The organism is Bosea sp. (in: a-proteobacteria) (assembly GCF_023953965.1).
Lineage (GTDB): Bacteria > Pseudomonadota > Alphaproteobacteria > Rhizobiales > Beijerinckiaceae > Allobosea.
Genome location: NZ_JAMLIX010000001.1, coordinates 704,318 through 716,219, shown reverse-complemented (window position 1 = coordinate 716,219; position 11,902 = coordinate 704,318). Strand labels below are relative to the sequence as shown.

Sequence of the window (11,902 nt, the reverse complement as noted above, 5' to 3'; positions counted from 1 at the left end):
GCCACTAAATCTAAAAATGAAAAACGGGGTGAGTCCAGCTTTGGACTCACCCCGTTCGCTTTAAAAACTCAGTTCGCTTTGGTTTGGAAGATCATCGCTGCGGGATCGAGGGTGTCGATGTTAGGCAGCGGGACGCCGCTGGCCTTGGTGAACTCGATCTCCCGCTTCATATCTTCAATGGTCACGGGGCGTCCGTGAAAGCCCTGCGCTTCGCTGGTGTAGAGAACATCAAGGAGCTTGGCATCAAGCGTGGGGAAAATTGCTGCTATGGCAGTTTTTACGTCGGCAGGCCGCTCATCCAACGCTTTGGCGAAATCCTCAAATGCGGCGATGACGCGCTTAACGACGTCCGGATTGGCTTTAGCGAATGCGCTGGTGGTGCTGAGCACCGACGCTGCCGCGGGAGCATAGTCAAACTCGCCCTTGACGCCGCTGATCCAGACCACTCCAGTGCCATTGACTGTGGGCTGAGCGTAGAACGGCGCGCTAGCTACGAAGCCCTGGATCGCCCCGCTTTCCAAAGCCACCACCATTGCTGATTGTGCCATGTACGTGAAGCGCACCTTGGCGCCGGCCTGCTTGGCTGGAGCAAGGACCGCCGTATAGGACGATGTCGGTCCAGGCGAAGCGATTAGCAGGCCGTCCAGGGCCTTCAGCCTGTCGTTAAGGGACGCCTTAGCCGTATCAGGCAGCTTGCCAGCGGCCGCCTTCGAGAGGACCAGAACGCCAGCAAAGTTGCTGTAAACGGCCCGCAGAGCCACGATATCGAGATTGCGTGAGCGACTTACAACAATCTGGTTGCCCGCCGTCGACACGAACTGAAGCGAGCCCGCAAGCATTCCCGACACGGCTATGGTGTCATTCTCCATCGGGATGACGGTCGCGTCGATCCCGTGCTTCTCGAAGAAGCCCATCTGCTTGACAAGCCGGGCGGCTCCACCGGGAAGGCTCGCAGAGGCCAGACCAATTGAGATCTTTTGCTGAGCGAGCGCCAAGCTAGATGATAAAAGCAGGCCGATAGCCGTGACGATGCCCAGCTTTACCGAGCTACGTGCGTTCATATGATCCTCCCGGAATACCGCCGGCTTTTAGCCGTTTTGCAGATCTCGCCCGTCAAGGCCCCGTAAACTCGACGATAGGCCCAAATTGCTTTGACGTTCTTGGTGACAGGAAGCTCACATCAGAGCTATCCCGAGTCAACAAAAATGTCGTACCAAATAAGGGCAGAGTCGCCAGTCGTCGTTATCGTTGAGGACAGGCCATTTCGGCGATGCGGCAACCAACCTCCTCTAGATGGATTACATTCCGAGCAAGATTGCGGAGTTCGGCAGCCTGAGCGGAGCCTAGAACCGGCTCAGCTTGAGCGGTGAACTTCTGATCGATCTCCTCATCAGACATCGGTCGGTTGGCGCTCCCCCTGGCGAACTGGATGTAGGCTGCAAAGCTGTGTCCGCTCTCATAGGTCACGTCGGCATGCGCCTGTCCCTGACCAATTGAATCATCCGCGACGATCTCCACCATATCGCGCAGCTTCTGAATTCGTGGGTCAAACAGGCAGGCGGGCTTTGTTTCAGCTATCCCCGCCTTGCCCAGAAGAAGCGCCGTCGCGACCCAGTGGTAGATACTGACGTGCGACTCCAATGGAGTCTTTGGCGATCGCACTCCGGTTAACTTGAGAGCCAGCGGATTCGCTCGGATGGTGACTTTCGCCGGAGCGCCCTCGGCGTTTGCATCAGTTCTGATAGCCAAGCATGCATCGATCGCGGGGTGTATCACGATCCCACAGGGATAGGGCTTATAGCTGTTGTTCAACAGCTCAAACTCAGTGCCTAATCCATCGATCGCGAACGCCAGGTTGGCTTTCGATGTGAAAACGTCGAAGAAGCCTTTGCTGCCTTCAAGTGCGTCTTCCGGGCCGTCGAAGTTCTTGGCAGCTAGCAGTGCCGCCCAGACGCCGGCCTTGGTCGCGTGGCCTGGGCGGAAATGCGCCGTCATTGTCCCGTGTGTGCCTCTGAAGCCAGAGGATTGCGATGCAGCCAGCCCCATGGCCCAAGCAAGTTGTTGCTCGTTGAGCCCAATCAAGTTTCCGACTGCGACAGCAACGCCTATGGGTGCAGTGAGGCCACTCACATAGAAGCCGGTATTGAACTGCGCGGGCGGAATCAGGAGGGCATTGCTCATCCGCGTCACCTGCGGTTCCTGTCACGGCATGAGGCATATCAAGTGATGCAACAATTCCGGGAGAATGCCCTGGCTGGCTGACTGCCCGAACCGCGATGATTGAGGTTCCCCCTTCACTATCGAGGGCGCCTCTGGCGAAATCCGGAAGACCACCTGGACTAGCTACCAGCTTTCCCCCGCTTCCTTCCGCACTGGATTGGCCAAACAGGTCGACTTGGAGCACCGAATTGATCGCAGTGAAACGCTCGATCGAAGAGATGACCCGGTGGCTATGAGTGTGTCGTACGGCTCGGAAGGAGAAACGGTCATTCTTCGATAGCGCGTCATAGAAACTGGTGGTCCCAACCGCGGTCCCGGTGACGATCGGAACACTGCTGTCGAGCGCTCCGCTCTCTTCCAGGATCAAAATGTTGTCGTCGACGACGCCCGAGTGGACGCGAATCTCGTGGTGACCACTTAATCGAGCAATGACTTGGCTAGGAATCTGGCCGAGCCCAAATTGAACCGTCGCACGATCAGGCACTATGGCCGCGATTTGTTCGGCTATGGCAGCCGAGATGTCGTCGGCTGGGCGCTGCGCCATTGTTGGCAGCGCCACGTCGTAATCGACCACACTGGCAAGCGCTCGGTAGCTGATCAAGGCATCGCCAGATGTTCGAGGCATCCGAGGATTGATGAAGCCTATGAGATTGTCGACGCGACCTGCGAAGCTGGGGAGAAAGTCGGTTTGCACGCCGAGGCTGCATTCCCCATTTGAGTCAGGCGGCGAGAGCATCACCATCGCTGTGTCGAAACGGTCCGCCGAGCTCAGCCAGCGATCGATATTTCGATACCGCCAAGGGCAGTATTCGACGAGCCCAAGGGTCAGATGCTTCTTAAGTTCCCGCGTCAAGAAAAAGCTGCGAACTCGACGGCCTGTCTCAGGGTCTGCGTAAGAGCGATGATTGATAATCGGGCTAAAGATGCCAGTCGCCACGGCACTTGATGGCGAATGCCGTTGAAGCAGCTCAGGTGCGTCCGCTAGTTCTGCAGCGCATGCGGAAACATAAATGTTCTTGGCCGCGGACAGAACTGAACCAGCGCTAGGACGGGCGAGTGTAAAGGTCATGGGCTCGAACAGCCTCGCGATCGAATATTTGCGAAGCGACGCAGATATTGCTGCGCCGAGGGACGCCTGCTAGTAGCTCTTGGGCATTCCAAGAACTTTTTCGCCGATAAACGAAAGAATAAGCTGCTCGGAGATTGGTGCCAAACGGGTTAGAATGACTTCACGGTATAGCCGCTCGACATGATATTCTTTGGCGTAGCCCAAGCCGCCGTGTGTGAAGACCGCCCTTTCACATGCTTGGTGTGCGGCTCTTGCGCCCAACAATTTTGCCGCGTTCGCCTCGGGAGCGCATGATTTTTTATTGTCATATAGCCAAGCGGCCTTCCGAACCATTGTAAAGGCGGCCTCAAGCTCCATCCAGCTCTCCGCTAGGGGAAATTGAATCGCTTGATTCTTGCCGATTTGCCGATTGAAAACGACCCGCTCACAGGCATATCGAGACGCGCGCCGAAGGGCGTCCTGCCCAATACCGATTGCTTCGGAGGCAACCAGAATGCGCTCCGGATTTAGGCTGTGAAGTAGGTAGGAGAAGCCTTTGCCCTCCTCGCCGATACGATCCTCTTCCGGGACGAAGAGATCGTCGATGAAGATCGAATTTGAGTCGACCGCTTTTCGGCCCATCTTGGGGATGCGGGTGACTGCGATCTTGGCCCTATCCAAATCTGTGTAGAAGACGGTGATGCCGTCGGTCGGCTTCTTGCAGTCCTCGTAAGGGGTCGTTCGGGTTAGGAGGAGGATCTTGTTGGCAACCTGCGCGGTCGTCGTCCAGATCTTCTGGCCTCTGACGACATATCCGCCGTCTGTCCTTTTAGCGAAAGTGCGGATGCGGGTCGTATCTAGCCCCGCGTCGGGCTCCGTTACGCCGAAGCAGACTTGATCCTCACCGGACACCAACCTTGGAATCCAACGCTTTTTCTGAGCATCGGTCCCATAGACAATGATCGGATGTGGCCCAAACAGATTGATGTGTACAGTCGAAACGGAGGCCATCCCCCCGCCATGCTGGGCGATTTCGTTCATCATGATAGCGGCTTCAGACACTCCCAAGCCTGATCCGCCATATTCCTCCGGCATGGTGATCCCGAGCCAGCCGGCCTCCGCCATCGCTCGGTGAAACTCGAACGGAAATTTACCGTCCTCATCCCTGGCTAGCCAATAGCTGTCGTCGAAGCGTTCGGCGACTGCACGAACACCCTCCCGGATAGCCCTCTGATCATCGGTTTCTTCGAAGCTCATGCGAAATCTCCAGATCTGGAAAGAACAGCTTTGCTGTCCTCAGAAGGCGCCTTCAGCGCGCAGGCTTTCGAATTCGTCCGCGGTCAATCCAAGCCATCCCTGGAAGATGTCGGCATTGTCCGCACCGATCCCTTTGCTCGGAGCGATCTCGCGCGTTTCGGACCCCTCAAAGCGCAGCGGGCCGGTGGTTAGAACGACATTGCCAAGGTCAGGGTGATCAACCTTCTGCAGCGTCCCCCGCTCGTGCATGTGCGGGTCATTGACGACTTCGTCGATCTCGCGAACCGGAGCGCAAGGGACACGCAGGCGATGCAGAATGCCGAGAAGCTCGGATTTTGAGTGGCGCCCGGTCCACGCTGCGATCAGCGCATCGAGCTCATCCATGTTGCTAACGCGGTCTTTGAGCGTAAGGAACCGGGCATCCTGCGGGAGATCAGGCATCTCCATGGCAGTTGCCAAGCCAGAGAAGTGGGCGTCACTCACACAGAACAGTGCCACCCAGCCGTCGCTTGCCGGGTAAACGTTGTAAGGCGATTCAGCCATGCCGTTATGGCGATTGCCAGTCCGCGGGGGCGATTGATTCCCGAGCGCGTGATAGAGTCCTAGCGGCGAGCTCAGCGTTGGAAAAACCGCCTCAAGCATCGCCACTTCAACCACCCGGCCTTGCCCGGTGCGCTGAGCCTCGAGGAGAGCAGTCACGGCGGCACCGTAAAGGTGCGTGCCCCCGAAGAAGTCACAAAGGGCAGCGCCTGCTTTAACTGGAGGGCGATCGGGAAAGCCCGTGCAGGCCATCACACCTGACATCGCCTGGACGGTAAGATCCATGGCGAGGTAGGCCGCCGAGACGATCCGCACAGGTCTCGCCATGGGCGCCGACCGCGGCATCCTGGTCAAGGTCGACGGCGTGGTCGAGCCGCTAGCGGTCGCCAAGCTCCTCAAGAAGGTAGTCGAGCAGGAGGCTCCCGGCCTCGTCATCCTCGGCAAGCAGGCGATCGACGACGACGCCAACCAGACCGGCCAAATGCTGGCTGCGCTGCTGGGCTGGCCGCAGGGCACCTTTGCCTCCAAGGTCGAGCTGGCCGCGGATCATGTCGACGTCACCCGCGAGGTCGATGGCGGCCTGCAGACGGTTTCCCTGAAGCTGCCGGCGATCGTCACCACGGATCTGCGCCTCAACGAACCGCGCTATGCCTCGCTGCCCAACATCATGAAGGCGAAGAAGAAACCGCTCGACGAGACCTCGGCCGAGACGCTCGGCGTCGATGTCGCGCCCCGCCTCAAGGTGCTGAAGACGGCCGAGCCCGCCGGCCGCTCCGCCGGCATCAAGGTGGCGAACGCCGCCGAACTCGTCTCCAAGCTCAAGACCGCCGGGGTGATCTGATGACCACGCTGCTGATCGCCGAACACGACAACGCCTCGATCAAGGACGCCACCGCCAAGGCGCTGAGCGCCGCGGCCCAGCTCGGCGCACCCGTGCATATCCTCGTCGCCGGCCAGGGTGCCAGGGCCGCGGCCGATGCCGCCGCCAAGCTCGCCGGCGTCGAGAAGGTGCTGCTCGCCGATGACGCGGCTTACGGCCATGCGCTGGCCGAGCCGCTCGCCGCGCTCATCGTCAAGCTCGCCGGCGGCTACGACGCCTTCGTCGCCCCCTCCACCACGACCGGCAAGAACGTGCTGCCGCGCGTCGCCGCCCTGCTCGACGTGATGCAGGTCTCGGACGTGATGAAGATCGTCTCGCCCGACACCTTCGAGCGCCCGGTCTATGCCGGCAACGCCATCCAGACGGTGCAGTCGAGCGATGCCAAGAAGCTGATGACCATCCGCACCGCCTCCTTCCAGGCGGCGGGCGAAGGCGGCTCGGCCGCGGTCGAGGCGGTTTCCGCCGCTGACAATCCAGGCAACTCCGCCTTCAAGGGCGAGGAGGTCGCCAAGTCCGACCGTCCCGAGCTGGCCTCGGCCAAGATCATCATCTCGGGCGGGCGCGCGCTGGGGTCCGCCGAGAACTTCGGCAAGGTGATCGAACCGGTCGCCGACAAGCTCGGGGCTGCGATGGGCGCCTCGCGCGCCGCGGTCGATGCCGGCTACGCTCCCAACGACTGGCAGGTCGGCCAGACCGGTAAGGTGGTCGCTCCCGAGCTCTACATCGCCGTCGGCATCTCCGGCGCGATCCAGCATCTCGCCGGCATGAAGGACTCCAAGGTCATCGTCGCCATCAACAAGGACGAGGAAGCGCCGATCTTCCAGATCGCCGATTACGGCCTCGTCGGCGACCTCTTCACTGTCCTGCCGGAACTCGACGCGGAACTGGGGGGCTAGAGTAATGTCTTTTCGCCACGAGCGCCGGTACCGTTACATCGATCCAGGCCTGCCATGCCGTGCTACTCGCCCCGCGCAGATGCGCATGGCTATCCCGAAGGCTGACGTTTTTTTCGACCCAGAGAGCGATTTTGAGCAGAAGCTTGCCACGCTTAGTCCGGCACAATTACAAGTACTTACATTGATCACCAGCGGGTACTTGAATAAGCAAATCGCTGCGATGCGAGGTTTGGCTGAGGCCACCATCAAAGCGCACCTATCAGAGATTCTAAGACGCCTTGAGGTGCGCTCTCGAACTCAAGCGGCGGTAAAATTCGCTATCTACTGTGAGCGGATGCGAACTCAGCGAGATTGCGTAGCTGCGAGCTGACGAGGAGTACGCCTGCCGGATTTGCCTAAAGGCAACTCAGCGCGGCGCCTCATTGTCATGTCGCTTTGCCGAGGCGATCTCAGAAGGCATTGCCGGTCATGAGTTTTCGACGTCCTCCTCTAATTGGCGCCGCTGCTTCTTCGGACTGAGTTCCGTATCGTAGACATTCACACTTTCCGGGTCCGGCACATATTCATCCGTATCCGGCGGTATGGGCAGACGAGAAATGTACTCGGCGGCCAGTTTGAAGCGCGGCCCGGTCCAGCGGTAGCAATCATCGGTAACATTGCCATGGCTATGGCCAACCAAGGCCCTCACCATGTCCAAAGGCGCGTCCATGCGCATGTGGCTGATGAACCATCGCCGGAACGAGTGAAAATTCACCTTTGAGCGGCGGTCGCCGGCGTAAACTTCGTCGACACCGCAGGACTTGCGATACTTCGTGAACGCATTGCTGGCCTTGAAGGAGCGCTCTCGCATGCTGCCCTCCTTCTTCGGGCCCGGCCAATCAGGGAACACGTCATCTTTCGGGGCTTTACCCGCGATACGCCGCTCCAGAATTGGTCGCAGAAGCGGGTGGATCGGCACAAAGCGACTCCGAACCTCCTTCTTGCGCTTCCCAAATTTGATCCGGTCCGGGAAAATGTCTTCGACCTTCAACCGTATGATGGCTTCGAGCCGGGCGCCGGTCAGCATTCCGATCATCATCACATCGCGGAGCTTGACGGACGGATTGCCTCTCAAAAGCCGACGGATTTCATCCATTTTGAACGCCCGCTCCAGACGCTCCTCGTCCTTGATCGGCACCCTGATTTTCTGATTGGCCCAAACGTTCTCGGCGACCAGACCCTTGTTCTCTAAGTGCTGCCAAAACACGGTTAGGCGGTTAAGATATTTCGCGCGGGTCACTTCCTGCAGGCCGCCCGACATGGCTTCGAAACCTTCCACGAACTCGTACGCCATAACCCTGGTGAACTGCCGGACTTCGATGGGGAAGTTGCGAGCTCGGCACCAATCCTTCCAATAGCGCAGAGCGCGCCGGTCATCCGCCTTGGTTCGCTCGGTCAGATCTTTCATATGCGTCTTGAGCCATTCCTCGTGAATGGCATCGAGGCTGCTTTCCGCATCTGGAAGAGCGTTCGAGAGAAAGGCCTGCGCGTTGGCCTCCCGAATTGGGTCATAGATCGGAACTTCGATCTCCTCGTCGTCGTCGCCGATAACATACTCGTAGCCGATAGGGCGCCCCAGCAGGCCACTGTGCTCCAGGTCGATATCCATACGGGCTGACTGGCGCCCTTCGTGATCTTGATTGGGATCGGCGAGAAGGGCGTGAAGAAGCTTCGCCTTGTCCTCTGCCGTGCCTCGTTCAAGCCTGATCTTGGCTCGCTCCAACTCGACCATATCGTCGAAGCGACCGATGACCTTTCCCTTGAGCCGGTTCGCCTTCCGCAGGTCACCGGTGCCAAGTGATTCCTTGAGACGCTTTTTTCCGAAGCGTCTCTGAAGCTCTTTCGGGATCGGATAGGTGACCCGATATGTGGCGCCATGCTTCTCAAGATAGCTCGGCGCGGAGCCGTTAACGGCAGACATGGAGATTGCTCCGATTACACACCCGTGTACCCAAGCATGTCCCCTACGAAGAGCCAGTTAGGCCCGTAGAATCAATTGCTTCAATCCTTGCAAGGATTTGACGGCAAAGGCTCCAGAGATTCCCCTCAGCTCCACCAAGGCTTTCATGCCTTGGTGGGTGATTTTCCCCCGATAGCATCGACATCTCCGGCCCGGCGGCTGGCCGGGCCCGGATGGATCTCGTTCCGTCAGACGACGTTGCGCGGCTGCCCCTGGACGAAAGCGTCGACATTGTCGATCAACTGGTCGGCGAGAGCTTGCTGTGCCTCGACCGACGACCACGCCGTATGCGGCGTGACCACGACATTCGGCAGCGCGGCGAGCCGCATGAAGCTGCCGCCCGGGGGCGGAGGCTCCGGCAGGGTCACGTCGAGCGCGGCGCCGGCGACCAGCCCGCCCGTCAAGGCCTCGTAGAGATCGTTCTCGACGATCAGCCCGCCCCGGGCGGTATTGATCAGCAGCGGCTTCTTCTCCATCCGCCGGAATTGCGCGGCGTCGATGATGCCGGCCGTTTCCGGGGTCAGCGGACAGTGCAGGGTGATGACGTCCGAGGTGCGGATGAGTTCGGCCAGCGGCACCAGGCTCGGTGTCGGCGCCGCCGGCTTCGGATCGTATACCACGACATCCATTCCGAAGGCCCTGCCCAGTTCGGCGACGCGCGTGCCCAGAACCCCGCCGCCGATCACGCCGAGCCGCTTGCCGGCCAGATCGAAGATCGGAAAATCGAAATAGCAGAACTGGCCGGCTTCCTGCCATCGGCCGGCGCGCACGGATTGATGATAGGGCACGATCGCGCGCGACAGCGAAAGGATCAGCGCGAAGGTGTGTTCGGGCACCGTCGTCTTGGCATAGCCACGGATATTGCAGACGGCGATACCGCGTTCCCGGGCGGCCGCGACGTCGATGCAGTCATAGCCGGTCGCGGCGACCGCGACGAGTTTCAGCCGGGGCAGTTTCGCCAGCAGGTCGGTGCGAAGATCGACCTTGTTGGTGATGATGATCGTCGCATCCTCGGCCCGTTCCAGGATCTGGCCGGATGACGATTTTTCATGCTCCTGCCAGACATGCTCGAAAGCCGGTCGGCGAACGACGACCTGCGGGGCTATTGTCCCGCGGTCAAGAAAGACGATGCGATGCATGTGACCTCCAGCAGCCGTGCCGGTCGCTCGGATGCCGAGCGGGGATTTCCAGGGCGTGTCCGGCTTCGCGCGCGAAGCCGTTGCCTTCCTATGGCCTAAACGGTGTGTCGTCCATTTCGCCGGCCGGGAGCGGCCCCGCATGCTTCGGGGGTGCCGCATGCAGGCGATGCGGTCTATCGTCGGTGAGCGTGCCCAGGTGCCGCTCCCGCCTCGCCACCCGTTTCGCCGCCAGGATCCCGGCCATGAACGCTCCCGCCCCGCGCATCGCGCGCTTCGCCTGCGAGAAGGCGCCGGCGACCGGCTCGCGCGGCATGGTCGTCACCAATCATCCGCTCGCCTCGGCGGCGGGCGCGCAGATGCTGCTCGCCGGCGGCAATGCCGTCGACGCGGCGGTGGCCGCGCTCTTCGCGCTGACGGTCGTCGAGCCGATGATGGTCGGCATCCTCGGCGGGGGCTTGAGCCATATCCGCCTCGCCGAGGGGCGCCATGTCGTGATCGACAATCTTTCGACCGCGCCGGGCAGGGCGACGCCCGACATGTACGATTGCCTCTCCGACGAGATCGGCCGGCAGCGCGACACCCGCGACCGCGAGAACGTGGTCGGCGCCAGGGCGGTCGCGGTGCCCGGCGCCCTCAAGGGCTGGTGCGAGGCGCTTTCCCGCTTCGGCGCGCTCACGCTCGCCGAGGTGCTGCAACCGGCGATCGGGCTCGCCGGGCGCGGCTTCGTGGTCACGCCCTATCTCGCGAACTGCATCGCCGACAACGTCGTCGATCTCGCCCGCGATCCCGGCCTTGAGGCGATGCTGCTGCCGGGCGGAAAGCCGCTTCAGCCCGGCATGCGGCTGGTTCAGCCCGATTATGCCGAAAGCCTGAAGCTGATCGCGGCCGAAGGCCCGCAGGCGCTCTATGGCGGGCGGCTGGGACGGGCCTTGAGCGACTATATGGCCGCCCATGGCGGGCTGATCGACGAGGCCGACCTCGCCCGATACCGCGTCGTGCTGCGCCAGCCGATCCGGGGGGCCTATCGCGGCTACGAGATCCTCGGTCCCCCGCCGCCTTCCTCCTCGGGCGTGCACATCGCGCAGATGCTCAACATCCTCGAAGGCTACGATATCGGCGCGCTCGGCTTCGGCGCGACGGATGCGGTGCATCTCTTGGCCGAGGCGCTGAAGATCGCCTTCGCCGACCGCGCCGTGGCGACCGCCGATCCGGCCTTCGTCGAGGTCCCGGTCGAAAGGCTGATCGACAAGGCTTATGCCGCCGAGCGGCGCGCCCAGATCGCGATGGACCGGGCGAAAAGCTGGACGGCCGGGCTCTCCGGCGGCGAATCCGCCGATACCACCCATGTCACCGTCGCCGATGCGGCCGGCAACGTCGTCAGCGCGACGCAGACCGTCAACGGGCTGTTCGGCGCCTGCCTCCAGATCCCCGGCACCGGGATGATCGCCAACAACTACATGTTCAATTTCGATCCGCATCCCGGACGGGCGCTCTCGATCGCGCCGGGTAAGCGGGTCTTCACCTCGATGGCGCCGATGATGGTGCTGAAGGAGGGCAGGCTTTGCTTCGCGCTCGGCCTGCCGGGCGCGCTGCGCATCTTCCCCTCCGCGCTTCAGGCGATCGTCAACCTGATCGACCATCGGATGACCCTTCAGGAGGCGGTCGAGGCGCCGCGCATCTGGACCGAGGGCGGCGTGCTCGAGCTCGAGGAGGCTTTCCCCGAGGCGGTGGCGCAGGCGCTCGCCGCCCGCGGGCACGGCGTCATACGCTCGCCGCGCGTCGCCGGCGGCATGAACGCCATCGCCTTCAACCCGGACGGCACCATGACCGGCGCCGCCTGCTGGCGCGCCGACGGCACGCCCGTCGCCATCTCCGGCGGGCTCGCCCGCGCCGGGGCCCGCTTCACCATCTGACCGGACCATC

General features: G+C 61.4%; 10 protein-coding genes and 2 pseudogenes. 5 read left to right on the top strand and 7 right to left on the bottom strand.

Translation table 11 applies throughout. The annotated features are described in order from the left end of the window. Positions 1 to 68 precede the first annotated feature (68 nt). The 3 genes and pseudogenes from M9917_RS03370 to M9917_RS21740 all read right to left on the bottom strand — a co-directional run. Positions 69 to 1,061, bottom strand: coding sequence for an ABC transporter substrate-binding protein (locus M9917_RS03370; protein ID WP_297250883.1), 993 nt, complete (start codon positions 1,059 to 1,061; stop codon positions 69 to 71). A gap of 181 nt (positions 1,062 to 1,242) precedes the next feature. Beyond that, entirely contained in the window at positions 1,243 to 2,181 is a 939-nt protein-coding gene (locus tag M9917_RS03365) for an MmgE/PrpD family protein (protein WP_297250882.1), read from the bottom strand. Positions 2,182 to 2,197: 16 nt separating this feature from the next. Then, a pseudogene (locus M9917_RS21740) lies at positions 2,198 to 2,764 on the bottom strand (acetyl-CoA hydrolase/transferase C-terminal domain-containing protein); the annotation flags it as partial. Here M9917_RS21740 and M9917_RS03360 point away from each other — a divergent pair. Beyond that, positions 2,681 to 2,938, top strand: coding sequence for a hypothetical protein (locus M9917_RS03360; protein ID WP_297250881.1), 258 nt, complete (start codon positions 2,681 to 2,683; stop codon positions 2,936 to 2,938). The pseudogene M9917_RS21740 and the gene M9917_RS03360 sit on opposite strands and share 84 nt — an antisense overlap. Before the next feature lie 420 nt (positions 2,939 to 3,358). On the opposite strand, the gene M9917_RS03355 is transcribed toward M9917_RS03360, so the two are convergent. Next, a complete protein-coding gene (locus tag M9917_RS03355) occupies positions 3,359 to 4,525 on the bottom strand; it encodes an acyl-CoA dehydrogenase family protein (protein ID WP_297250880.1) in 1,167 nt (388 codons plus the stop codon). A 39-nt stretch (positions 4,526 to 4,564) separates the two neighbouring features. Then, positions 4,565 to 5,317 (bottom strand): CaiB/BaiF CoA transferase family protein, encoded by a 753-nt coding sequence (locus M9917_RS03350; protein WP_297254678.1) that lies wholly within the window; start codon positions 5,315 to 5,317, stop codon positions 4,565 to 4,567. 43 nt (positions 5,318 to 5,360) lie between these two features. On the opposite strand from M9917_RS03350, the pseudogene M9917_RS03345 reads away from it, so the two are divergent. The 3 genes and pseudogenes from M9917_RS03345 to M9917_RS21735 all read left to right on the top strand — a co-directional run. Further along, positions 5,361 to 5,906 (top strand): annotated as a pseudogene (locus M9917_RS03345) (electron transfer flavoprotein subunit beta/FixA family protein); the annotation flags it as partial. Beyond that, positions 5,906 to 6,841, top strand: coding sequence for an electron transfer flavoprotein subunit alpha/FixB family protein (locus M9917_RS03340; RefSeq protein ID WP_297250879.1), 936 nt, complete (start codon positions 5,906 to 5,908; stop codon positions 6,839 to 6,841). The pseudogene M9917_RS03345 and the gene M9917_RS03340, both read left to right, overlap by 1 nt. A gap of 4 nt (positions 6,842 to 6,845) precedes the next feature. After that, positions 6,846 to 7,211: a helix-turn-helix domain-containing protein gene (locus M9917_RS21735; protein WP_367273900.1), complete on the top strand. Its 366-nt coding sequence runs from the start codon at positions 6,846 to 6,848 to the stop codon at positions 7,209 to 7,211. 96 nt (positions 7,212 to 7,307) lie between these two features. Here M9917_RS21735 and M9917_RS03335 read toward each other — a convergent pair whose 3' ends face one another. Further along, on the bottom strand, positions 7,308 to 8,801 hold the full coding sequence (locus M9917_RS03335) for a DUF6538 domain-containing protein (RefSeq protein ID WP_297250878.1): 1,494 nt from the start codon (positions 8,799 to 8,801) through the stop codon (positions 7,308 to 7,310). Between the two features lie 227 nt (positions 8,802 to 9,028). Then, positions 9,029 to 9,979, bottom strand: coding sequence for a D-2-hydroxyacid dehydrogenase (locus M9917_RS03330; RefSeq protein ID WP_297250877.1), 951 nt, complete (start codon positions 9,977 to 9,979; stop codon positions 9,029 to 9,031). 242 nt (positions 9,980 to 10,221) lie between these two features. Between M9917_RS03330 and ggt the strand changes: the two genes are divergently transcribed. Continuing rightward, the gene (gene ggt, locus M9917_RS03325) at positions 10,222 to 11,892 is read left to right on the top strand and encodes a gamma-glutamyltransferase (protein WP_297250876.1); all 1,671 of its coding nucleotides are present in this window, start codon (positions 10,222 to 10,224) and stop codon (positions 11,890 to 11,892) included. Positions 11,893 to 11,902: the final 10 nt, after the last annotated feature.